Source organism: Bradyrhizobium genosp. P, assembly GCF_049949265.1.
GTDB lineage: Bacteria > Pseudomonadota > Alphaproteobacteria > Rhizobiales > Xanthobacteraceae > Bradyrhizobium.
Window position 1 is genome coordinate 4,104,725 of record NZ_CP188195.1, and the last position, 22,513, is coordinate 4,127,237.

The 22,513-nt window shown below is 57.0% G+C and carries 24 protein-coding genes and 3 pseudogenes; 16 read left to right on the forward strand and 11 right to left on the reverse strand.

Annotation, left to right across the window (positions count from 1 at the left end; genetic code table 11):
• Positions 1–65: 65 nt before the first annotated feature.
• The 4 genes from ACP2YO_RS19905 (at position 66) to ACP2YO_RS19920 (ending at position 6,022) form a co-directional block, all read left to right on the forward strand.
• On the forward strand, positions 66–2,270 hold the full coding sequence (locus ACP2YO_RS19905) for an NAD-dependent epimerase/dehydratase family protein (protein WP_426442345.1): 2,205 nt from the start codon (positions 66–68) through the stop codon (positions 2,268–2,270).
• A 67-nt stretch (positions 2,271–2,337) separates the two neighbouring features.
• Positions 2,338–3,270, forward strand: coding sequence for a glycosyltransferase family 2 protein (locus tag ACP2YO_RS19910; RefSeq protein ID WP_426442346.1), 933 nt, complete (start codon positions 2,338–2,340; stop codon positions 3,268–3,270).
• A 66-nt stretch (positions 3,271–3,336) separates the two neighbouring features.
• Positions 3,337–4,656: an O-antigen ligase family protein gene (locus ACP2YO_RS19915; protein ID WP_426442347.1), complete on the forward strand. Its 1,320-nt coding sequence runs from the start codon at positions 3,337–3,339 to the stop codon at positions 4,654–4,656.
• Between the two features lie 175 nt (positions 4,657–4,831).
• On the forward strand, positions 4,832–6,022 hold the full coding sequence (locus tag ACP2YO_RS19920) for a glycosyltransferase family 2 protein (protein ID WP_426443261.1): 1,191 nt from the start codon (positions 4,832–4,834) through the stop codon (positions 6,020–6,022).
• 272 nt (positions 6,023–6,294) lie between these two features.
• Here ACP2YO_RS19920 and tnpC (ACP2YO_RS19925) read toward each other — a convergent pair.
• Positions 6,295–7,305, reverse strand: a pseudogene (gene tnpC, locus ACP2YO_RS19925) (IS66 family transposase); the annotation flags it as partial.
• A 59-nt stretch (positions 7,306–7,364) separates the two neighbouring features.
• Between tnpC (ACP2YO_RS19925) and tnpA (ACP2YO_RS19930) the strand changes: the two are divergent.
• Complete coding sequence (gene tnpA, locus ACP2YO_RS19930; RefSeq protein WP_426437458.1) at positions 7,365–7,769, forward strand: IS66-like element accessory protein TnpA; 405 nt, start codon at positions 7,365–7,367, stop codon at positions 7,767–7,769.
• Positions 7,766–7,975 (forward strand): IS66 family insertion sequence element accessory protein TnpB, encoded by a 210-nt coding sequence (gene tnpB / locus ACP2YO_RS19935; protein ID WP_426437457.1) that lies wholly within the window; start codon positions 7,766–7,768, stop codon positions 7,973–7,975. The genes tnpA (ACP2YO_RS19930) and tnpB (ACP2YO_RS19935) overlap by 4 nt, the downstream gene beginning before the upstream one ends.
• 6 nt (positions 7,976–7,981) lie before the next feature.
• On the opposite strand, the gene ACP2YO_RS19940 is transcribed toward tnpB (ACP2YO_RS19935), so the two are convergent.
• The 4 genes from ACP2YO_RS19940 to ACP2YO_RS19955 form a co-directional block, all read right to left on the reverse strand.
• Positions 7,982–10,099, reverse strand: a complete 2,118-nt coding sequence (locus tag ACP2YO_RS19940; protein ID WP_426440433.1) for a recombinase family protein — start codon at positions 10,097–10,099, stop codon at positions 7,982–7,984.
• Positions 10,096–10,371: a hypothetical protein gene (locus ACP2YO_RS19945; protein WP_038388924.1), complete on the reverse strand. Its 276-nt coding sequence runs from the start codon at positions 10,369–10,371 to the stop codon at positions 10,096–10,098. Before ACP2YO_RS19945 ends, ACP2YO_RS19940 begins: the two co-directional genes overlap by 4 nt.
• 29 nt (positions 10,372–10,400) lie before the next feature.
• On the reverse strand, positions 10,401–10,865 hold the full coding sequence (locus tag ACP2YO_RS19950; protein ID WP_426437455.1) for a helix-turn-helix domain-containing protein: 465 nt from the start codon (positions 10,863–10,865) through the stop codon (positions 10,401–10,403).
• A gap of 120 nt (positions 10,866–10,985) precedes the next feature.
• Positions 10,986–11,321 (reverse strand): DUF5372 family protein, encoded by a 336-nt coding sequence (locus ACP2YO_RS19955; RefSeq protein ID WP_426443209.1) that lies wholly within the window; start codon positions 11,319–11,321, stop codon positions 10,986–10,988.
• Positions 11,322–11,338: 17 nt separating this feature from the next.
• On the opposite strand from ACP2YO_RS19955, the gene tnpB (ACP2YO_RS19960) reads away from it, so the two are divergent.
• Together tnpB (ACP2YO_RS19960) and tnpC (ACP2YO_RS19965) are read left to right on the forward strand one after the other, a co-directional pair.
• On the forward strand, positions 11,339–11,512 hold the full coding sequence (gene tnpB, locus ACP2YO_RS19960) for an IS66 family insertion sequence element accessory protein TnpB (RefSeq protein WP_426437454.1): 174 nt from the start codon (positions 11,339–11,341) through the stop codon (positions 11,510–11,512).
• A gap of 47 nt (positions 11,513–11,559) precedes the next feature.
• Positions 11,560–13,212: an IS66 family transposase gene (tnpC, locus tag ACP2YO_RS19965; protein ID WP_426442348.1), complete on the forward strand. Its 1,653-nt coding sequence runs from the start codon at positions 11,560–11,562 to the stop codon at positions 13,210–13,212.
• Between the two features lie 78 nt (positions 13,213–13,290).
• Here the strand turns inward: tnpC (ACP2YO_RS19965) and ACP2YO_RS19970 are convergent.
• Both ACP2YO_RS19970 and tnpB (ACP2YO_RS19975) read right to left on the reverse strand, forming a co-directional pair.
• Positions 13,291–13,890, reverse strand: a pseudogene (locus ACP2YO_RS19970) (IS66 family transposase zinc-finger binding domain-containing protein); the annotation flags it as partial.
• A 73-nt stretch (positions 13,891–13,963) separates the two neighbouring features.
• Entirely contained in the window at positions 13,964–14,143 is a 180-nt protein-coding gene (gene tnpB, locus ACP2YO_RS19975; protein WP_426441666.1) for an IS66 family insertion sequence element accessory protein TnpB, read from the reverse strand.
• A gap of 23 nt (positions 14,144–14,166) precedes the next feature.
• On the opposite strand from tnpB (ACP2YO_RS19975), the gene ACP2YO_RS19980 reads away from it, so the two are divergent.
• The 4 genes from ACP2YO_RS19980 to ACP2YO_RS19995 all read left to right on the forward strand — a co-directional run bounded on the left by ACP2YO_RS19980 (position 14,167) and on the right by ACP2YO_RS19995 (position 17,498).
• The gene (locus ACP2YO_RS19980; protein ID WP_426443262.1) at positions 14,167–14,496 is read left to right on the forward strand and encodes a DUF5372 family protein; all 330 of its coding nucleotides are present in this window, start codon (positions 14,167–14,169) and stop codon (positions 14,494–14,496) included.
• A 118-nt stretch (positions 14,497–14,614) separates the two neighbouring features.
• Positions 14,615–15,079: a helix-turn-helix domain-containing protein gene (locus tag ACP2YO_RS19985; RefSeq protein ID WP_426437455.1), complete on the forward strand. Its 465-nt coding sequence runs from the start codon at positions 14,615–14,617 to the stop codon at positions 15,077–15,079.
• Positions 15,080–15,108: 29 nt separating this feature from the next.
• Positions 15,109–15,384: a hypothetical protein gene (locus ACP2YO_RS19990; RefSeq protein WP_038388924.1), complete on the forward strand. Its 276-nt coding sequence runs from the start codon at positions 15,109–15,111 to the stop codon at positions 15,382–15,384.
• The gene (locus tag ACP2YO_RS19995; protein ID WP_426441665.1) at positions 15,381–17,498 is read left to right on the forward strand and encodes a recombinase family protein; all 2,118 of its coding nucleotides are present in this window, start codon (positions 15,381–15,383) and stop codon (positions 17,496–17,498) included. The genes ACP2YO_RS19990 and ACP2YO_RS19995 overlap by 4 nt, the downstream gene beginning before the upstream one ends.
• 6 nt (positions 17,499–17,504) lie before the next feature.
• On the opposite strand, the gene tnpB (ACP2YO_RS20000) is transcribed toward ACP2YO_RS19995, so the two are convergent.
• Both tnpB (ACP2YO_RS20000) and ACP2YO_RS20005 read right to left on the reverse strand, forming a co-directional pair.
• Complete coding sequence (gene tnpB, locus ACP2YO_RS20000; RefSeq protein WP_426441664.1) at positions 17,505–17,705, reverse strand: IS66 family insertion sequence element accessory protein TnpB; 201 nt, start codon at positions 17,703–17,705, stop codon at positions 17,505–17,507.
• A complete protein-coding gene (locus tag ACP2YO_RS20005; protein ID WP_426433795.1) occupies positions 17,702–18,088 on the reverse strand; it encodes a transposase in 387 nt (128 codons plus the stop codon). The genes tnpB (ACP2YO_RS20000) and ACP2YO_RS20005 overlap by 4 nt, the downstream gene beginning before the upstream one ends.
• 114 nt (positions 18,089–18,202) lie before the next feature.
• Here ACP2YO_RS20005 and ACP2YO_RS20010 point away from each other — a divergent pair.
• Positions 18,203–18,445 (forward strand): annotated as a pseudogene (locus tag ACP2YO_RS20010) (IS110 family transposase); the annotation flags it as partial.
• Positions 18,446–18,706: 261 nt separating this feature from the next.
• On the opposite strand, the gene ACP2YO_RS20015 reads toward ACP2YO_RS20010, so the two are convergent.
• Positions 18,707–18,892 (reverse strand): hypothetical protein, encoded by a 186-nt coding sequence (locus ACP2YO_RS20015; protein WP_426442349.1) that lies wholly within the window; start codon positions 18,890–18,892, stop codon positions 18,707–18,709.
• Between ACP2YO_RS20015 and ACP2YO_RS20020 the strand changes: the two genes are divergently transcribed.
• The gene (locus ACP2YO_RS20020) at positions 18,891–19,862 is read left to right on the forward strand and encodes an acyltransferase family protein (protein ID WP_426443263.1); all 972 of its coding nucleotides are present in this window, start codon (positions 18,891–18,893) and stop codon (positions 19,860–19,862) included. The two genes, ACP2YO_RS20015 and ACP2YO_RS20020, sit on opposite strands and share 2 nt — an antisense overlap.
• A gap of 121 nt (positions 19,863–19,983) precedes the next feature.
• Entirely contained in the window at positions 19,984–20,136 is a 153-nt protein-coding gene (locus ACP2YO_RS20025) for a hypothetical protein (RefSeq protein ID WP_426443561.1), read from the forward strand.
• A gap of 160 nt (positions 20,137–20,296) precedes the next feature.
• Here the strand turns inward: ACP2YO_RS20025 and ACP2YO_RS20030 are convergent, their stop codons facing one another.
• Positions 20,297–21,505, reverse strand: coding sequence for a glycosyltransferase family 4 protein (locus ACP2YO_RS20030; RefSeq protein ID WP_426442350.1), 1,209 nt, complete (start codon positions 21,503–21,505; stop codon positions 20,297–20,299).
• A gap of 475 nt (positions 21,506–21,980) precedes the next feature.
• Here ACP2YO_RS20030 and tnpA (ACP2YO_RS20035) point away from each other — a divergent pair, with 475 nt between their 5' ends.
• The gene (gene tnpA, locus ACP2YO_RS20035) at positions 21,981–22,445 is read left to right on the forward strand and encodes an IS200/IS605 family transposase (protein ID WP_426442327.1); all 465 of its coding nucleotides are present in this window, start codon (positions 21,981–21,983) and stop codon (positions 22,443–22,445) included.
• Positions 22,446–22,513 lie beyond the last annotated feature (68 nt).

Consider the following 22,513-nt stretch of genomic DNA (forward strand, 5'->3'; position numbering starts at 1 on the left):
ATGATAACCTCTACGTTGCTTTTCTCGCTACTGCTGTTTGAGTATGTGACACCCAAAGAAAATGAATGTTTGACACCCCCAAAGAAAGGACGAGTTGCAATTTGAACTTCACAGCCGATCAAAAGACAGGAGCCGGCCCAGGAACCGTGCGAGTTGGTATCGTTGGTACCGGCTATATTGCGGATTTTCACGCCAATGCCGTCCAGAAGCTTGCGGGTGTTGAGCTGGTAGCAGTTTGCGATCAGAGGCTCGTCAGCGCAGAGGCGTTTGCTCAAAAGTGGGGAATTCGCTCCGCCTACAACTCTCTGGCTATCATGTTGGAGTCGCAGAAGCTGGATGCCCTGCATGTTCTCGTCCCGCCAGATTTTCACCATTCAATGGCGTGTGATGCACTGAAGACCGGTGTCCACGTCTTCCTGGAAAAGCCGATGTGTGTCTCGTTGGAGGAAGCCGACGATCTGCTGCAAACGGCCAAAGAAAACAATTGTCTTGTTGCGGTGAACCACAATATGCTTTTCGCTTCAGCCTACCAAAATTTGAGGCGTTCTGTGCACTCGGGAGACCTCGGTCCTCTGGTTAACATCAGTTTGGATTTTTTCCAAGAGGTTGGACAGATACGTTTTGGGCCGTTCGGCTCTTGGATGCTTCGATCTCCCGAAAACCTTGCGCTCGAAATCGGGCCTCACGTCTTCTCGATCGTGACGGATCTTGTTGGTAGACCCGATGCCCTTACAGCGGTGGCTGACCGAGCCGTACAGCTTCCAGGAGGACGGGGCGTGCTTCGCCGATGGCGCGTTCAGATGACGCGTGGATCGACATCCATAGCTATCGCCATGAACTTTGGGCCGACGTTTCCCTGTAAGACGATTAAAGTTTGCGGGCAATTTGGTACAGGATTCGTTGATCTGGACGCTAATATCTGTGTGATTGATCAAAACACGACGTTTGGCGTTGACTTGGATCGTTTTCTCCGGAGCATTGTGATGGCTCGAAGGATCTCGTATCAAGCAACACGAACAATGTTCGATTATGTGCTGTCAAAAATCAAAATTGGACGGCGCGGAAATCCGTATCAAACAACTATCATCGATAGTGTGGCAGCCTTTTACAAAGGCCTGAGAGATAGCGAAGCGCTTGATAAGCGAATTAACGGAGAGTCCGGCCGAACGGTAATCGATCTCTGCCGCCAAGTGATTGCCGCTAGCTGTGTCCAGGTGTCGTTAGAAGCGCCGAAACGCAGCGGCGCCAGGTCGATCATCCAACCTACGGTTCTTGTTCTTGGAGCCAAGGGCTTCATCGGCACAGAACTTGTAGATTCTCTGATTGCGGCAGGCTATCGCGTTCGCGCGATGGTCCGGGGGCACGCTCCGCAGTTGGAGCAAATGCAAGGCAGCAGTTTGGAAATCGTTCGCGGGGACATATCCGATGAGAAAGATCTCATCGCTGCAATGGAGAAAGTCGAGTTCGTTTATCATTTGGCGCGTGCTGACGTTAAAACCTGGGCGGATTATGTCAAATACGACGTGGATCCCACAGAACTAGTCGCAAGGACGTGCCTGCGGATGGGTGTAAAGCGCCTAATTTATACGGGGACGATCGATTCATATTATGCCGGAAAAGCCGGCGCTACCATTACAGAAGCCACATCCTTTGGTGACGTCGGACGTCGAAATTACTACGCTCGCGCTAAGGCGATGGCAGAGGACGTTTTGATGCAGATGCATCGGGAAGCTGGTCTTCCCGTCGTCATTTTACGACCGGGAATTGTGCTGGGGAAAGGAGGTACCCCCTTCCATTGGGGGGTAGGAATGTGGGGCTCCGGGAATGTTTGTCAGGTATGGGGAGACGGGAACAACAAGCTACCCTTCGTTCTAGTCGGCGACGTTGCAAAAGCGCTTGTCCGCTCTATCGAGGTTCCGGGTATCGAGGGTCGAACTTACAACCTGACAGACGTCCCACTACTATCTGCGCGCGAATATTTGGATGAGCTACAGAGGCTTGCCGGAATAAAAATCCGTGCGTACTATACTCCGACATGGCGTTTTTTTATTGCGGATTTCGCGAAGTGGTTGATCAAATTGGCGGTGGGGCACCACGATAGTAGTCGTATCCCCAGTTACTTCGACTGGAACTCGCGGAGGCAACTTGCGGTTTTCGATTGCTCTCGCGCTCGACATGAGCTCGGTTGGGCTCCAGCGTCTGACAAGACCGCGTTGGTCACGGATGGAATCAGCAACTCGCTAAAGCCTTGGATAGAAGCGATTGCATAACCTCGATGTGCGAGCTGGCTGGTGTCCAAGCCTTGCTGCACGCGCCACAGAATGGCAACTCAACTAGATGAATGACGCCTTTCCTCATAATTCGGTGGCTGTTGCTGTCTGCACGTACAACCGCAATGAGCCGTTGAACACGCTTTTGGCAGCCATAGTTGCCAATGCTCGCCATCTTGGGACCAAAGCAAAAGTTGGCGTTGTAGTCGTTGATGACTCTCCGGATGGGAACGCTCGGTCGATCGTAGAGAGATTCGACGGCCGTTTTGAGCTCGGGATTAGGTATCTTCATTCGGGGAAACGGAACATTTCGGTGGCGCGTAACTTGGCGATCAACACTGCGAGCCAAATAGCTGACTGGACCGTAATGACCGATGACGATTGCGAGCCGATCACGGAATGGCTCGAAGCGTTGTTGGATGTTCAAGCTCGAACGAACGGCGATGCAGTGACGGGGCCAATGAAGCGGCGAGTTCCACCCGGTTCACCTAAATGGTTGGAAGATGAACCTTTCCTCGAGTTGGGACTCGAAAAGTCGCCTGATTGTGCCTGTCTTTCGAGCGCATCGACGTTCAACTCCATGATCTCAAGTCAATGGCTCACGAACAATCCGACCCTTCGGTTTCAACCCTCTCTTGGAGTTATAGGCGGAGAGGACATGGTCTTTTACCGCGCCGCTAATTCAAGTGGATTAAGAATTTATTACTCTGAGCGCGCGGCAGTTTACGAGAACGAGCCAGCAGAAAGAGCAACTCTCGCCTATCAGCTTCGAGTGCACTTTTGGCATGGCAATAGTTCGTACGTAACTAGCGTTCGAACTGGCATCTCGTCCTTTCGAATGTTTTTGCATGCTGCGAATTCCCTAAGAAAGGCAGTCGCGCGACCAGTGGAACGTTTACTTCGGGGGCAAAGCCTGCAGTGGAGATACTCTTTGGCCTTGGTTCTTCACTCCTTGGGGAAGATGGTTGGAGTATTCGGATTTCGAGTGTCGCACAAATAGCAATCGCGCGGTGTCGTTGACCTCGGCAGCTCAAACGGATCGCATGATGAACGGCAGGACTCTTCTGTGAAGTGGGCGGTCATCTTCTTTTGTTTGATTGCGACTTTCCCGATCTCCGCGTGGCTCCGTGGCAATCCCCAGATCGTGCCTACGATTTGGATCGCGGTAGGCATACTGCCGTTCGCCGTTGGTCCGTTCCATTTGTACTTGGCGCCTCTATCGTGGGCGGATTGGCCGGGGTACGTGAAAGGGCTTGAGGTTACGGGCATCGATATTGCGTCGCTCGCAATACTGTTGAGCCTACCTAGATCGTCGAGCCCGCTGCCCTTTAAAGTTTCGATGTTGGTTTACTTGGTTGCGGTTTTTGTCTCCGCATCGCAAGCTCTTGTTCCGGAAGCAGCATTATTTTATCCGTTTCAGCTCGCGAGGGTTTTCCTTTTTTTTTCAGTCGTCGCAAAAGCAAGCGCCGTTGACGGGCGTGTCGCTCCCTCGTTGCTAAGGGGTATGCTCATCGGCATTTGCTTCGAAGCATGTTTGATGATGTTTCAGAGGCTGGTTCTTGGTGAGCTCCAAGCAGTCGGTACGATCGGTCACCAAAATGGAGTTGGCATGTTGACCAACCTGATAGTCTTTCCATTTGTCGCCTTGTTATTGGCAGGGGCGAACGGTTGGGAGCCGGTCGTAGCGCCTGTGGCCGGTGTGGTGGTCACTTTGTTGACGGTCTCACGCGCCGCGCTCGGTCTAGAGGGATTGGGTTTCGCAATTGTGTTCTCGATCTCGTCGCTCCGAATCTGGACCAATCGCAAAGGTCTATTGGCACTTTTGGCAGTCCTTGCGCTGATTGTCTTAGCGCCCATCGCCATGTTGTCGATGGAAACGAGATTCACTCTTCACCCTGAGACTGAATACGACGAACGGGCCGCCTTCGAACGCGCGGCTTCAGCTATTGTCGCAGAGAACCCATTTGGTGTCGGGGCCAATCATTACACCGTTTTTGCAAATGTCCACGGATACAACGAGAGGGCAGGGGTCATTCCTACCCCAAGTAGCTTGAGCGCCAACGTTCACAATGTGTATTTTTTGGTAACCGCCGAAACTGGCTGGCTTGGACTTGTCACGTTTCTAGGGTTGATACTTCGTCCCCTAGTGCTCGCGTTTGTGTCGGGATGGAGGGCGCGCAATCGTTTAGAGGGAGATTTGTTACTTGGGCTTGGAGTGTCGCTTTCCGTCATTTACATCCATTCCTTGTTTGAGTGGATTTTTGTAACTTACTTGTATCAATACTTTTTTGCGGCAATATCGGGCTTGATCGTCGGGTTGAGTCAGCAGTTGAATCCGCCTCGACGCAAGGTAGGTCTAAAAAATACCGTCGCAATCCCGCCTTAAATATGTTAACGACATTTTGATCCGGTCCAGTTTAGATGTGCCAAAGGGATTTGAACCACCACCTTCACAGAATGAGCCACAATGGTGTTGCTGGCGTCATTCGAAGACTGCAAGGGGCAGGCGTCGCAGTAGATTCGTTCAAAGGGCTTGGAGAGTAGAAAAGGGTAGCGTGCCGATGTGGATTGCCGGGCATTATATTTTACTGACAGTTGCATTGTTTGCGACCACCGCGGCCACGGTTTTTTTTGTCGAGGTGCTTGCAGCTGTCCTTTGGGCGCGTAAGCCGAACTCGTGGGAGAATCGTTCGGCTCGTCGTCCTCAAGTTGCTGTCTTGGTCCCGGCTCATAATGAAAGTACCGGTCTTGAGCCGACACTTACGAGCATCAAATCCCAACTTCGACCAAGCGATCGGCTACTGGTGGTGGCCGATAACTGTACTGACGATACGTTTTCTGTTGCGGCTGCGTTGGGAGCCGAGACAATCGCGCGTGAAGATATTTTACAGCGAGGAAAAGGCTATGCCTTGGACTATGGCATCGGATATTTGAGTAACGATCCTCCAGAAGTTGTGATTGTTATCGATGCCGATTGCTGGTTAGGCGACGGAGCGATCGATCTGCTCGCGTCTCAGTGTCGTGCCTTCGCGCGCCCAATACAGGCGCTTGACTTGATGAAAGCGCCCGATGGGCTTCTCGAACGTTATGACTTTGCCGAGTTTGCGTGGCGAGTGAAAAATTGGGTCCGTCCGTTAGGGCTCAAGGCACTCAATTTGCCTTGCCAACTCGCAGGTACCGGAATGGCTTTTCCGTGGGAGATCATTCAAACCGCGAGCGTCGCTAGCAGCGCGATTGTCGAGGACCTGAAGTTAGGCCTTGAGTTTACGAGAGCTGGGAAACCACCACTCTTTTGCCCGCAGGCTAGCGTAGTAAGCTTTTTTCCAATCTCGGTAGAGGCGGCAGAAACTCAACGACAGCGGTGGGAACAAGGACATCTGAGCATGATCATGCGCGCCGTGCCTCGGACTGCTTTGGCGGCACTGTGCGAGGGAAATTTTGCACTGCTGGTGCTCTGTCTGGATTTAGCGGTTCCACCAATTTTTAGTTTGGCCTTAGTCGAGATCAGTCTGCTGGTGATCGCGATGGCGGCTGCGTGTTTGGGGTTACCACGATCGACCCTCTATCTTATGATCGCCGGGGTTGTTGTTCTCTCGATCGCTCTTGTTCTTTGTTGGCTAGTTTTTGGTCGAGATATTCTTCCAATACGAAGAGTTTTGACAGTTCCAGGACGCGTTTTGGAAAAACTTCGGCTATATCGCCGTATATTTCTTCGGTCTCAAACGCATTGGATTAGAACCGATCGTAACTAGGTCAGCGTGTTCTTGGCCATGGTCGCTGGTGCTCGGCGTCAGTTCGTGTGCAACGATGATCTGCGCTTTGCCATCGACGGCCGCCTGCGCGTTATAGATGGGGTAACGGGCCCCAGTCTCCCTTCCAAGCAAGCCGCGCTAGCTACGGCGCTGTTGATGGCGCGCGTCGCGCGGCTTGCTTGGAAGGGAGGCGGTCGTCCCTCACATTGATGGTGTAGCGGAGTCGAGGCGAGGCCTCGCTCCAAGCATCGTAAGCGTGTAGCCGAAGCCGTTCAGGCTCTGAAGTTCCACGGCATGAGGGCATCGATCTGAGTGATCGGCCACCGGTTCGCGATGCGCTCGAGCGTTTGCGTGAGCCAGGCGAGTGGATCGACGTCGTTCATTTTGGCGGTCTGCAGAAGCGTAGCGATGGTCGCCCAGGAGCGGCCGCCACCATGGCTACCCGCGAAGAGCGCATTTTTTCTTGTGATTGCCTGGGGTCTGATGGTCCGCTCGACGATATTGGAGTCGATCTCGATACGACCGTCGCTCAGAAAGCGCTCGAGTGCGGCGCGTCTGGATGTGGCATAGCGGATCGCCTCGGCGAGCTTGGATTTGCCGGACAGACGCGGCAGCTCCTTCTCCCACAGATCGAACAGCGCCGCAACGATGGGGGCGGACCTTTGCTGGCGCGCATTCAGCCGCGTCTCAGGATCCTGGCCGCGGATATCGGTCTCGATCTCCCACAGCTCGACCATGGTGGTGACGGTCTGTGTCGCCAGGCGCGAGCTCTCGTTGACGTGAAGCTCGTAGAACCGTCTCCTGACGTGGGCAAAGCACGCTGCAAGCCGCACTCCCTCGTTGGCGCCCGCCGACCTGGCGAGCCGATTATAGGCGGCATAGCCATCGACCTGGAGGATGCCAGCAAAGCCTGCCAGATGGCGCTCGACGCATTCGCCGCCACGGCTGTCCTCGAAGCGATAAGCGACCATCGGTGGACCGATGCCGCCAAACGGCCGGTCGTCACGGGCATAAGCCCACAGCCAGGCCTTTTGCGTCTTGCCGGATCCGGGAGCGAGCGTTGGCAGGGTCGTCTCATCGGCGAAGATCCGTTCGCCTTGCTTGACCTTTTCCAGCACATAGTCGGCCAGCGGCTGCAATTCGAAGCCGACCTTGCCCATCCACTGCGCCATCAACGAGCGGTCCAGCTCGACCCGATCGCGGGCGTAGATCGCTTCCTGCCGGTAAAGCGGCAGCCCGTCCGCATATTTGGAGACGGCAATCTGGGCCAGAAGCGCTTCAGTCGTACTCGTCCGAAGACGGCCGTCTTGCGAGTTTATCCGGTCTGTAGCTGACTGTCGGTATGGATATCCTTACTGATAGTCGCCAAGTGCGTCGCCTTGAAATTGTGGAGACTGGTCGGCGTCGGCGCTGGTCGGCTGCCGAGAAGCTGCGGATTGTCGAGGAAAGTTTTTCGGGTCCGCGGCTGGTGTCGGCGACGGCACGGCATCATGGGCTTTCGAAACAGCTTCTGTTTTCGTGGCGCAAGGCCTATCGCGACGGCCAGCTTGGTGGCGGCTGTCAGGTAGGTGGATTTGTCCCGGCCCGGGTTGTGTCGGAAGTCCAGTCCACGACGGAGCGTGCGGCACCGGCGGCGACTGGCACTCTGGAAGTCGTGACCGCGAATGGCCGCCGCGTGATCGTGGATCGCAACGTCGATGTCGCGGTTTTGCTACGGATCATGCGAGGGCTGGAGACACTACGGTGATCCCGATACCGACAGGCGTGCGAGTATGGCTGGCGACGGGCCATACCGACATGCGGTGTGGCTTTCCGAGCCTGGCTCTGCGCGTGCAGGAAGTGCTCAAGCGCGACGCCATGGGCGGCGGTCTTTTCTGCTTCAGGGGCAAACGCGGCGATCTTTTGAAGGTCATTTGGCACGATGGCCAGGGAGCATGCCTGTTTACCAACTAATTGGCTTCATACTACAGCCCTTTCTTTGGGATCGGTGCATTTTGATGAGTTGAGCTGACGAATGATCTCAGCGCGGTGGGCAAGCTGATTCCATCGGCTGCATTGCTTGGCCGGAACGTGCGGTCCTGGCGGTTCATAGAGGCCGATATAGCCATTGTAGGCATGTCTTTTCACGATGCCGTATTTCGCCCATCTGACCAGGGTACTTTCGGTGATGCCGAGTTTGGCGCAGGCCTCCGCTTTTGTCAGCATCCCCCGTTCGCGCAGCCGATCATAGCGAGAGCGCAGACCATATTGTTTAACAAGATAGATGACCCGCAAATCAGTGAACTTCGCGTCGGCTTTAGCACGGCGTGCTGAGCCGCCGGGGCGGATCCCTCGGTCATTCAGGATGTCAGCGATTTCGGCGCAGATATGATCGTCGAGAAGCTTGTCGACCAGTTCGACCACCTCGGACCGGGTCTTTACCTGTTGTGCGGAGGATTTTGGGTTCTGAGTGGTCAATGTTTCGGTCTTTCCGCCTTTGAAGCGGATGTGGATCCGGGTCTCTCCCTCGGCCGGGAACTTGAGCAAGGTGACGTCTTCGACGAGATAGGCAAGGAGCCGCTTGCGTTCGCGGTTCGGCAAGGTCCGATCACACCAGACTGTTTTGAAGTCGGCCGTCATGGCGATCAATCGATCCCGGATCGCATCGTCGAGCGTCACCCGATCTTCGCACAGAGCACGTTCTCTTTCTTCTCGCACATCAGCCAGCACGCGCAGTTTTTCGTTCCATTCGCGTTCAAGAGTGTCCGCAACCAGGCGGTTGTTCGGATCAACCAGCATGAACCGCCGCTGTGCAAGATCGGCATCGATCTGGGCGCGTTCGACGGCACGGAGCCGGAGTCTGTCCGCTTCGTCATGACGCGCTTCGATCTCTTTTCGGATCTCCAATGCTAACTCCACGGCGGCAGGCGTCATTTCGGCGGCGATCAATTCGCCGACCGCTTCGTCGACAGGCCAGCCTGCGATCGACTGACAGTGGGGTTCGCCGCGAGAGGCGTAAGCGCGGTGACAGACATACCAGGTGTCCACCTGGCCGCGTCGGGCCGCGTAACGGGCGCTCATATGACTGCCGCAACGCCCGCATATGACACGCCCTTGTAGTAAAGCCGCGCCTTCGCGCGGTGGCGAAGCGCGAACGGCTTGATAACCTTGGCCATTGGCCTCGAGTACCTTGAGGTTGTGCTGGAACTGCTCCCAGCTGATATAGCCGGGATGGGCGTCCGGAATGCAGGCGAGCCATTCCTTGGGGTCCCGTTTGCGGAGCTGCTTCTTTCCATCGACGGTCCGGCGGTAAAGGCGCTGGCCATAGGCATAGACACCCGCGTAACGAGGATTGTGCAGCATGCGCATGGCGGTCGATGTGGTCAGCTGTTGGAAGACCACTTGTTTGCCGTTGCGCAGACGTGAGGGGAAGAGCAGACCTTCCCTGGTGAACGTCTTGACGGTCTGCGTAGCCGACCCGACCCGCGAGAACGTCTCGAAGAAGTGGGAGATCATCTCCCGGATCTGAGCGTCCGGATCGAGAACGACATCGCCAATCTCATCATAGATAAAGCCGGTCGGCAGAGGGCAACGATATTCACCACGACGCACCTTGTTGAGGATGCCGCCGCGTAATCGGGCCTTGATAACATGCAGTTCAGCTTCGCTCATCGTGCCCTTGAGCCCGAGCAACAGGCGGTCATTGAAGTTGGCCGGGTCGTACACGCCGTCTTCATCGAGGATAAGCGTGTCAGCCAAGGCGCATATCTCTAGCAGTCGGTGCCAGTCTGCATTGTTTCTGGCGAGGCGGGATACCTCCAGCCCCATGACGATCCCCGCGCGCCCCATGCCGACATCGGACACCAAGTGCTGGAAGCCTTCGCGCCATGACGCAGATGCGCCGGATACGCCCTGGTCGCTGTCGATGACGATGATCTGGTCGTCGCGCCATCCAAGTCCGATCGCGCGACCGCGAAGATCGTATTGACGCTTGGTGCTTTCGACGTTCTCCATGACCTGTCGCATCGACGACTGCCGGATGTAGAGATAGGCGCTCCGCTCGAGATGATGCGATTGGACCTTGAGCTTTTCGTTCATGCTGTTTTCCGTTCAGGGGTTGCCATCACGATGGCGGCGAGCAAGTGGATGATTGTGTGTCGCTCGGAAGTTTCGTCCGCGATGGGCAGGCCAGCCCTCAGCGGCACGGCAATGGGTTGGCGCCGGCAAGGCTCACGCAAAATCGCACGCGTCCACGCCCACATGCCGCGGTGTAGAAGGATGGTAAGGCCGCTGCGCGCCTCCGGCGGCAAAACGGCGCCGAGCGCGGCTGCGCGCAGTATTTCGTATTGTTCGGTGGCGTTGGACGACATCGTGCAATGCGGTCCCGGGCCACGATTGGTCACGCTGTTTTTTTTACGCCGAGCGCACGTTCGATTGTTCTGGGATGGATATCGAGGCCGAACTCGGTCCGAAGCTGGTTTGCCAGTGCGCGCGCCCGAATGGGTTCGCCGGGCTCCACCTGTGCCTTGAGGAAGGCCAGTACGTCGCCTTGGATCTTGTGTGGCCCGCGCGGTCCGCGTTTCCTGGGCACCAGACCGGCCAGACCCGCGTCCTCGAAGTCCGCTTTGGCCTGGTAGAAAGTTGGCCGAGAGACGCCATATTCGTCGGACACCTCCGTTACCGACATTTTGTCGACCGATACGCGCCGCAGCATTTCGTACTTCACTTGCACGATGTCTCGCGGGTCGAAGAAGTCGTTCTCCTGGAATTTCGGGTCGCCGACTTTCTCCGGAGCCGGATTGAGCACCCCATCCGCGGCCAGAGCGCTGACCTTCGATCGCTTGTGTTTGACGCCGTCCGACACCTGCGTCGCTCTCCAAGGTCGACTCAATAAACGTAACTATTAATATGCCGCACAAGACTAAATGGTCAAGCACCACGCTGCCGCCTAATGGTGTATTTGAGATCTACAAATAGGCAACATTTAGCGAAGCGTCCATGGGCTTTGCGGCGTTATTTCGCTTACATTTCCGGCAAAATTTACTTTACAGCCTTTCGGCGTCATGCACCTGCCTTGCAACATGAGGCGCTCTACAAGGCCGCTGAGAGCCAGTAGATCGGCGAGACTGCACAGTGCGCGCCCATCTCCCACCACCCCCTCGAGATTGGGGCCTGCTGCATCGGTCCATTGCGGCGGAACAGAGCAAATTCGGCCATCGTCAAAGCGCAGCAGCAACAGCTTGCCCGCTCGGTTGCCACGCCTCCCGACGCAGGCACCTCTCTGGCCGGAATACGGATGAAAGGGATGGCTCACCGTCACAAGCTGCAACGGGACTGATGAACCGCTTGCATTTCCAACTGAGTTACAAAAGACTCGAGAGAGGAAGGTTCATCTGGCCATCGGTTGCCGGTGAATCGGTAACGATCTCTCCGGCGCAGTTGAGCTATCTGTTGTCCGGAATCGATTGGCGCAATCCTCAAGAAACCCAACGTCCGACGCGGGTCGGATAGCCGCTTTTACGGTTTGCATCTGCTGCTTGATCTGATTCAATGGCTTCATGATATCGAAGCCGGACGATCTTCCTTCGGACCTTGTGAGTGCCCTGGCGGCACTGCAGGCCGAGCGTGAGGCGCGGCTGCAAGCCGAAGCGGTGGCTGCCAATGCGCGGGCGGAGCTGTCGGACAACGAGGCGCTGATCGCGCATCTCGAGCTGCGGATCGAGAAGCTCAAACGCGAACTGTACGGGCAGCGCTCCGAGCGCACGGCACGGCTGCTCGAGCAGCTGGAGTTGGAGCTCGAAGAACTCGTCACCACGGCGAGCGAGGATGAGCTTGCCGCACAGGCCGCGGCGGCGAAGACGCAGAACGTCCGCCCCTTCATGCGCAAGCGGCCGGTGCGCAAGCCATGGCCGGATGACATCGAACACGAGCGCGTCGTCATCGAGGCTCCGACGAGCTGCGCCTGCTGCGGCGGATCGCGGCTGGCGAAGATCGGCGAGGATGTGACCAAGACGTTGGAGGAGATCCCGCGTCGCTTCAAGGTCATCGAGACGGTGCGCGAGAAGTTCACCTGCCGCGATTGCGAGAAGATCAGCCAGCCGCCGGCGCCGTTCCATGCCACGCCGCGCGGCTTCATCGGCCCGCAGTTGTTGGCGACGATCCTGTTCGACAAGTTCGGCATGCATATCCCGCTCAACCGCCAGAGTGCGCGCTTTAAGGCCGAGGGGATCGACCTGCCGTTGTCGACGCTGGCCGACCAGGTCGGCCACGGGACCTTCGCCGTCATGCCGCTCTTCCACTTGATCGAACGCCATGTGCTCGCTGCCGAGCGCCTTCATGGCGACGACACCACCATCCGCATCCTGGCCAAAAGCAAGTGCACGACCGGTCGGATCTGGACTTATGTGCGGGATGACCGGCCCTTTGCCGGGCCTGCGCCGCCGGCGGCGGTCTATTACGCCTCGAGCGACCGGCGAGGTGAGCACCCGCAGAAGCATCTGGCCGCCTTCGCCGGCATCCTGCAAGCCGATTGCTACAATGGTTTTGAGCCGTTGTTCGACCCGCGCAAGAAGGTGCTGCCGATCACACCGGCGTTTTGCCTGGCCCATGCGCGGCGGGGCTTCTTCGAGCTGGCCGACATCGAGAAAAATGCTCGGGAAGGTAACAAGGGCAAACCGGTCTCCCCGATCGCGCTGGAGGCGGTCAGGCGCCTCGACGCGCTGTTCGAGCTCGAACGCGCCATCAATGGCCGTAGCGCCGACGAGCGGCGTGCCGTGCGCCAGGAAAAGAGCAAGCCGCTTCTCGAGGACATGCACGCCTGGTTGCTGCGTGAGCGCGAAACCCTGTCGCGCTCTGCCGAGGTCCTGAAACCGATGAATTACATGCTCAGGCGCTGGGACGACTTCGCCCGCTTCCTCGACGATGGCAGGATCTGCTTGACCAACAATTGCGCTGAGCGCGCATTGAGAGGCATCGCCTTGGGAAGGCGCAACTGGACCTTCGCTGGCAGCCGGCGGGGTGCTGACCGTGCCGCCATCATGCTGACGATGATCACGACCTGTCGCCTCAACGACGTCGATCCCAAGGCCTGGCTCGCCGACGTCCTCGCCCGTATCGCAGATCTTCCCGCATCGCGTCTGCACGAACTGCTGCCCTGGGAATGGAAGCTCCTGCGCCAAGCCGACAAGCCTGCCGATCAGCAGGCCGCCTGACCTTCGCGCAACGCCATCATAGAGCTCGCCATGCCCGCGCGCATGCGTCAATCTGGCGGTCTTCGTCGTATGCGTACCTTCAGTCGGAAGGCCGCTCTCGATCAAATGGGCAGGCGCTGGCGCCTGTACCACGCCGTCGCGGTTGCGATAGGCGTATTTCGGGCGGCGCGTGACGATCACGCGGAACTTCGCCGGCGTCACATCCAGCCGCTTCGACACGTCCTCGCCGATCAGCACCTTCTCCAGCCCCTCGCACCCGGCAGGAACCTCCGGCTCGATGACGATCTCCACCCGCTCCAGATGCGCCCCGAACTCCTTGCGCGGCCGCGGCACGCGTTTCGGCATGTCCTTGCCGCCAGCCTTGGCCAGTTCGGCTTCAACCGCCGACACGCCGGTCTCAATCTCCTCGAACACGAAGGCGATCTGCTCCGTGCTCAGCTTGTCGCTGCGCAAGCGTTCCGAGCGCGTGCCGTAAAGCGTGCGCTCCAGCATTTTGACGATCGCCGTCAGCTCCACGATCCGCGCATCGGCGGCCTTGTTGATCGCCGTAAGATCGGTGTTTGCAGCGGCAATGCGGCTGTTCTCGGCCTCGATCGCCGCCCGCTCTTCCGCCAAGGCGACGATCAGCGCGTGGGCTTCGGCAAGCGTCGTCGGGAGCTCTGTAACGGGCGTCGTCATCGTCGCCATCACAGCAGAGTCGCCGCCACTCTTCCAAACTTTTCAGCACCCTGATTCAATTCGCCGCAGCTTGTCAGCCTACCGTTTCTGGGCGCTTCACAACCACCGGACGCACCTTCGTCCAGTCCAGCCCGTCAATCAGCGCGAGCAACTGCGCATGGTTCAGCTGCACCCGGGTCGGCGCAATCCTCGGCCAGCAGAACTTTGACTCCTCGAGAGTCTTGTAACTCAGTTGGAAATGCAAGCGGTTCATCAGTCCCGTTGCAGCTTGTGACGGTGAGCCATCCCTTTCATCCGTATTCCGGTCAGAGAGGAGCCTGCGTCGGGAGGCGTGGCAACCGAGCGGGCAAGCTGTTGCTGCTGCGCTTTGACGATGGCCGAATTTGCTCTGTTCCGCCGCAATGGACCGATGCAGCAGGCCCCAATCTCGAGGGTGTGGTGGGAGATGGGCGCGCACTGTGCAGTCTCGCCGATCTACTGGCTCTCAGCGGCCTTGTAGAGCGCCTCATGTTGCAAGGCAGGTGCGTGACGCCGAAAGACTGTAAAGTAAATTTTGCCGGAGATGTAAGAGAAATAACGCCGCAAAGCCCATGGACGCTTCGCTGAATTTTGCTTATTTGCAGATCAAATACACCATTAGGCGGCAGCGTGGTGCTTGACGATTTAGTCTTGTGCGGCATATTAATAATTACGCTTATTGAGTCGACCTTGGAGAGCGACGCAGGTGTCGGACGGCGTCAAACACAAGCGATCGAAGGTCAGCGCTCTGGCCGCGGATGGGGTGCTCAATCCGGCTCCGGAGAAAGTCGGCGACCCGAAATTCCAGGAGAACGACTTCTTCGACCCGCGAGACATCGTGCAAGTGAAGTACGAAATGCTGCGGCGCGTATCGGTCGACAAAATGTCGGTAACGGAGGTGTCCGACGAATATGGCGTCTCTCGGCCAACTTTCTACCAGGCCAAAGCGGACTTCGAGGACGCGGGTCTGGCCGGTCTGGTGCCCAGGAAACGCGGACCGCGCGGGCCACACAAGATCCAAGGCGACGTACTGGCCTTCCTCAAGGCACAGGTGGAGCCCGGCGAACCCATTCGGGCGCGCGCACTGGCAAACCAGCTTCGGACCGAGTTCGGCCTCGATATCCATCCCAGAACAATCGAACGTGCGCTCGGCGTAAAAAAAACAGCGTGACCAATCGTGGCCCGGGACCGCATTGCACGATGTCGTCCAACGCCACCGAACAATACGAAATACTGCGCGCAGCCGCGCTCGGCGCCGTTTTGCCGCCGGAGGCGCGCAGCGGCCTTACCATCCTTCTACACCGCGGCATGTGGGCGTGGACGCGTGCGATTTTGCGTGAGCCTTGCCGGCGCCAACCCATTGCCGTGCCGCTGAGGGCTGGCCTGCCCATCGCGGACGAAACTTCCGAGCGACACACAATCATCCACTTGCTCGCCGCCATCGTGATGGCAACCCCTGAACGGAAAACAGCATGAACGAAAAGCTCAAGGTCCAATCGCATCATCTCGAGCGGAGCGCCTATCTCTACATCCGGCAGTCGTCGATGCGACAGGTCATGGAGAACGTCGAAAGCACCAAGCGTCAATACGATCTTCGCGGTCGCGCGATCGGACTTGGATGGCGCGACGACCAGATCATCGTCATCGACAGCGACCAGGGCGTATCCGGCGCATCTGCGTCATGGCGCGAAGGCTTCCAGCACTTGGTGTCCGATGTCGGCATGGGGCGCGCGGGGATCGTCATGGGGCTGGAGGTATCCCGCCTCGCCAGAAACAATGCAGACTGGCACCGACTGCTAGAGATATGCGCCTTGGCTGACACGCTTATCCTCGATGAAGACGGCGTGTACGACCCGGCCAACTTCAATGACCGCCTGTTGCTCGGGCTCAAGGGCACGATGAGCGAAGCTGAACTGCATGTTATCAAGGCCCGATTACGCGGCGGCATCCTCAACAAGGTGCGTCGTGGTGAATATCGTTGCCCTCTGCCGACCGGCTTTATCTATGATGAGATTGGCGATGTCGTTCTCGATCCGGACGCTCAGATCCGGGAGATGATCTCCCACTTCTTCGAGACGTTCTCGCGGGTCGGGTCGGCTACGCAGACCGTCAAGACGTTCACCAGGGAAGGTCTGCTCTTCCCCTCACGTCTGCGCAACGGCAAACAAGTGGTCTTCCAACAGCTGACCACATCGACCGCCATGCGCATGCTGCACAATCCTCGTTACGCGGGTGTCTATGCCTATGGCCAGCGCCTTTACCGCCGGACCGTCGATGGAAAGAAGCAGCTCCGCAAACGGGACCCCAAGGAATGGCTCGCCTGCATTCCGGACGCCCATCCCGGCTATATCAGCTGGGAGCAGTTCCAGCACAACCTCAAGGTACTCGAGGCCAATGGCCAAGGTTATCAAGCCGTTCGCGCTTCGCCACCGCGCGAAGGCGCGGCTTTACTACAAGGGCGTGTCATATGCGGGCGTTGCGGCAGTCATATGAGCGCCCGTTACGCGGCCCGACGCGGCCAGGTGGACACCTGGTATGTCTGTCACCGCGCTTACGCCTCTCGCGGCGAACCCCACTGTCAGTCGATCGCAGGCTGGCCTGTCGACGAAGCGGTCGGCGAATTGATCGCCGCCGAAATGACGCCTGCCGCCGTGGAGTTAGCATTGGAGATCCGAAAAGAGATCGAAGCGCGTCATGACGAAGCGGACAAACTCCGGCTCCGTGCCGTCGAACGCGCCCAGATCGATGCCGATCTTGCACAGCGGCGGTTCATGCTGGTTGATCCGAACAACCGCCTGGTTGCGGACACTCTTGAACGCGAATGGAACGAAAAACTGCGCGTGCTGGCTGATGTGCGAGAAGAAAGAGAACGTGCTCTGTGCGAAGATCGGGTGACGCTCGACGATGCGATCCGGGATCGATTGATCGCCATGACGGCCGACTTCAAAACAGTCTGGTGTGATCGGACCTTGCCGAACCGCGAACGCAAGCGGCTCCTTGCCTATCTCGTCGAAGACGTCACCTTGCTCAAGTTCCCGGCCGAGGGAGAGACCCGGATCCACATCCGCTTCAAAGGCGGAAAGACCGAAACATTGACCACTCAGAACCCAAAATCCTCCGCACAACAGGTAAAGACCCGGTCCGAGGTGGTCGAACTGGTCGACAAGCTTCTCGACGATCATATCTGCGCCGAAATCGCTGACATCCTGAATGACCGAGGGATCCGCCCCGGCGGCTCAGCACGCCGTGCTAAAGCCGACGCGAAGTTCACTGATTTGCGGGTCATCTATCTTGTTAAACAATATGGTCTGCGCTCTCGCTATGATCGGCTGCGCGAACGGGGGATGCTGACAAAAGCGGAGGCCTGCGCCAAACTCGGCATCACCGAAAGTACCCTGGTCAGATGGGCGAAATACGGCATCGTGAAAAGACATGCCTACAATGGCTATATCGGCCTCTATGAACCGCCAGGACCGCACGTTCCGGCCAAGCAATGCAGCCGATGGAATCAGCTTGCCCACCGCGCTGAGATCATTCGTCAGCTCAACTCATCAAAATGCACCGATCCCAAAGAAAGGGCTGTAGTATGAAGCCAATTAGTTGGCAAACAGGCATACCCCGCTGCCGTCCCACCAAACCGCCTTGATCCGATCCGCCCTTTTCGAACGGAACACGTACAGTGCTCCGCTGAAGGGGTCGGCCCCACCATCTCGAACCAGCGCCATCAAACCCGTGGCTCCCTTGCGGAAGTCGACCGGCGTGCTGGCCACGTAAACCTGAACACCCGCCGGGATCATGCCTGCCGAACCGCCCGGATCACAGCAGCAAGCCGCCCCGCCTCCACATCTCCACCAACGCGCACCACGACATCGCCGATGACGATTTCCACCATCTCCCCCGCCATGGTCTCAAAGCGCGCGAACTTAACCGCTCGGTCTCGCGCCCCAGAGAGCGGCGCCACCATTCCCGAGGCCAGCGCCTTGCGTCGCCACGCAAACAACTGCGATGGATCGATCCCATGACAGCGCGCTATCGCCGACACGTTCGCCCCCGGCGCAAACGTTTCCCCGACGATGCGATCCTTCTCCTCCCGCGACCAGGTGCGGTAGCTCCGCCCGGGACTCACCGAAAGCCGCTCGGCCGCCGCTGTGATAACTTCGAAATTCTTGGTATCAGACATATGTTCGCTCTCATGAACTCCTGGGACAAATCACCAGGAGATTCTCTGACAATCGAACATCATCCGCTACGTGGGATGACCTACACGCTTACCAAGCATCGAGGAGAGACGACCATGGACCATTATGCCGGAATCGATGTGTCATTGGAATGCTCGAGTGTGTGCGTTGTCGATGCGAACGGCAAGATCGTTCGGGAGACCAAGGTAGCGAGCGAACCCGCGGCGCTGATCGGCTGGTTCCGTTCGCTCGGGTTCGATCTGGCCAGGATCGGACTTGAGGCAGGACCGCTATCGCAGTGGCTCTACGCGGCCCTGAAGCAGGCCGGCCTTGCGGTCGAGCTTCTGGAGACGCGGCACTCTGGATGGCGCGATCGGGATGATTGACGTGACCCGTAAACCCGCCCGGAAGGCCTGAGCCTGTGGCGCTGTGGACATGCCGCCGCGCTTGGACAACGCCGACAGCGTTGCCCACATGCCCACAGCAGCAGCGACAAAAAACAAGTCCTTCGAGCCGCGATTCAAGATTGACCTCGTGGCTTCGCCGATGCCGATGCCAGAAACCAAACAGCCAGCACGCCTCCCGCCCCGGGCGACATCAAATCGGACTGGTGGGCGAGATCATCTCGGAATCCTGGCGAGATCAAATCGGTACACCCGGGCGAGATCATCGGAATCCGCACCCACCGTGCTTGAGAGTTCGTCCGGCTCGGTCGCGCCGCTCACCGACCGCGCAAAATTCGACGTATCTCGACGATCGATGGACTTTCCGCCAGCTCGTTTTTGATTTAAATCTATCTTGATCATGACAAGAACGCCGACGCTAGATGGACTAAGAGCTATAAGCATTCTCGCGGTGCTTTCGGCCCATATGTTGCCCCTTGGGCCAAAGTTTCTTCATCTGAACGCATCGGCTGGTGCAATGGGTATGACGTTGTTTTTTGCGCTTTCCGGCTTCTTGATCACCTCCAACCTCCTGGCTCATCAACAAATCTACAGCTTCTTCATCCGAAGGTTAACGCGAATTCTCCCGCTGGCCTACCTATATCTTTTGGTAGTGTACTTGACTATCAATCCGGCGATGCTTCCTGGCAACCTCCTATTTATTGAAAATTACGTTCAGTCCTACATGGACAGTTGGAACGCTCATTTTTGGTCACTATGCGTAGAAGTGCACTTCTACATCTGCATTGGGCTTTCGGTGGCGATCTTTGGCAACCGCAGTATCTGGCTTGTGATGCCTATGTGCTTCGCCGTGACGCTGCTGCGCATTTATCATGGCGTCATGATCGATATCAAAACCCACTTGCGAGGTGATGAACTTTTGGCCGGCGCCTGTGTGGCGGTAATCTTTCATCATGGCCTTTTGAAGAGCTTTCGAGTGTCGAACATGTGGCTCGCAGCGGCATTAGTGTTTTGGTTTTTTGCCAGCAGCGACTTCACAGGTCCACTCCAATATCTAAGACCATATTCGTCGGCGGCTCTGTTGGCCGCTATATTGGGTTTGGAAGATGGATTCGCGCTGGCCATATTAGGAAGCCGGCCGGCGCGGTACATCGCTGAAATTTCGTACGCATTGTATGTCATTCACCCCGCCACAGTTCATGGCTGGATGAACGAAGGTAGCACGACCATTCGTTATCTTGTAAAGCGGCCCATCAGCTTCTTCCTAACCTTCGTTCTTGCACATGTTTCAACCTTCCAATGGGAGCACAGATGGATGTCATTGGGAAAGAGCCTAACTGTTAGAAAGCCCGTTGTCACTGCGAGTTCATAGTTATCGAATTGACCTGCTCGTCTATGCAGCCGCGCATCTCGGTAATATAGCCAAGTTCGGACATCGCCCGCAGAACGGTCGGCGAGATGTCCGCTCCCACGTGAGCTCGTCGAACATCGTCATGATGCGAAAGCTCCGGCCGATCATCCTCGCCCGCATCGCCGCCCATCCGGTTCATCGGCTGGACGACCAGCTGCCGTGGAATTGGACGCCCGTGGGCGACATCATTCCGGAATGGTGGGCGACATCGAGCGGAATCAGCACGGTGGGTTAGGACGCAACGGTTGCACTTGATAGATGCCGTGCTTTTCGCCATTTTTCCATCCTATGCTGCGCAAGGTTAAAGCGCACGACGCCATTGGAAAGCATTAGCAGGCCCGCTTCGCGCTGATCGAAGGCATTGGTGATGGGGCATTGAAGCTATTGCGCTATTGTTACTGCACTTTCTGGCTCAACCAGCTGATCAAGGGGTCGAAAGCGGTCGTGACGTTATGCCTCTTCGCTACCTTTTCCTTGGCAGCTAGCCCAAGACGCTTACGAAGAATTGAGTCGTTCAGAAGCCGAGAAAGCTGCTCCGTAAGATCATCCCAGTTTGCTGGAGTGAAAAGGAGCCCGTCCTCCTCATGCGCAATGAGTTCTGGGATTCCGGCTACCCGCGGCGCAATGACAGGTCTGCCCAAGGCCATCGCTTCCATGAGAACGACTGGAAGACCTTCCATGAAACTAGCCAACGCGAGAGCATCGGATGCAGCAATTTCGGCAAGCGCTGCGTCTTCGCTCAAGATGCCTTGCAACAGAACGAAATTCTGTAAGTTAAGATCAGAAATCGTGTGTTCGATGTTCTCTCGTTCAGGCCCGTCGCCCACGAGGATAAGTTGGGCATCCGTACCCTGATCCAATGCGTTTCGAAACGCGTGCAAAAGTCCGATGTGACCTTTTTCTGGCGAAAAGCGCGCGACGCAGATCAATCGCGCCGCCTTCGACGAAGATTCCGCTTCAATGGTGGGGAGCTGAGAGAAATCTAGCCCGCAAGGCGTAATTCTGAGTTTAGGCCAATCGGCGGGAGAACAAACTCGCATGGCCTGCGCGCGAACGAATTCGGATGCGCACGCCACAAACGAGGCGACCCCAATTTTAGCGCCCAACAAGAGCCCGGCCGGATAGTCCGTTTCCGAAATGCCGTGCAGGGTTAGGCTCCAGGGCAGCTGTAAATATTGCGATGCGAGCATACCAACCGTAGCACCCGAGTTCGCAAAATGGTTGTGAACCTTTTGAATTTTTCGTCGCTCGAATTCGCGGGCTAATTGAATTGCTTCTGCAAAGTGAAACAGCGACCATAGGAATGCTCTAGCACCGGGTACTCGGTGCCTGACCGCGAGTAAGAGCACGCGTGCGTACATTCCAGGGCGCCGTATCACGGCAAGTATATGGGCGGCGACTAGACCGTTGATGTCGGTTGGCAGCAAGTAGAACGTCTTTTCGAACTCTGCCCTCTCTCGGGCAGAATTCAGCTCCGCCGCAGAGGGTCGACGAATGCTGAATGTCTGAATCTCGAGTCCACGAGAGCGGAGTGCTGCGACTTCGCGGCGGATGAACGTGTGCGATGCAGCCGGATATTGGCTCACTAGGTAAGCGACTGTCATTTATCCAGCAGTCTTAATCGGTGGTCTCGGTTGCTCGCTGTCAGCCATTCTCGCTTCCTCTCGTCGCTCTGACAAGATCCTCCGCGCCACACATCAATGCGATGCGCCACAGCCACGAGTCTCGGTGCGCCGTGCAGTCTTAAGCGCTCATCGACGGCACAAATCCGCTGCAGCAGGGCAGCATGGACGCTGTCGCGGTGCATCTTTTTCATCAGTCTGACGGAGCCACATCACAGGCAACGTGAGGCGGTTTTCAAAAATCCAGCTTTTCCTAGTTTAACATATCTATCGTCGTAGTTTAACATATCTATCGTCGTAAAAATCGATTTCCGTATATGACTGAAATGGTAAAATTGCTAACCAAACCTGCTAAGCCCCCGCCTATGGCGGGGCGAAAAAAGGAAGTTCGACAGCTGCGGGAATGAAGTCATGGAGTCTCCTTGGGGAACCGCCAAGAACCCTCAAGGAGACCATGATGGAAGCAGAGTACAATCATCTTAATCACGCGACATGGGAGTGCAAGTACCACGTCGTGTTTACGCCGAAGTACCGCAAGAAGCTGCTGTTCGGGAAGATCAAGCGGCATTTGGGCCAGGTATTTCACGATCTGGCACGACGGAAGGAGTGCCGGATCGAAGAAGGTCATCTGATGCCGGATCACGTCCATATGTTGATATCGATACCTCCCAAGTATTCGGTGGCGCAGATCATAGGGTACATGAAGGGGAAGAGTTCGATATGGATCGCGCAGAATGTCGAACGCAAGATGCGAAATTTCCTGGGCCACAAATTCTGGGCTCGCGGATATTTCGTCACGACCGTCGGTCGTGACGAGGAAATGATCCGGGCTTACATCAAGAATCAGGAAACGGCCGACCAGCAGCTGGATCAGTTTGAGCTAAAGATCTCAGCCGCTCCAAAGTCGAATCAATCGTCCTAACATCCCTTAAAACCGCCTTTGGCGGTTCCCAATCATAGCAGATCATATTATCAACCGGAGATCGAAAC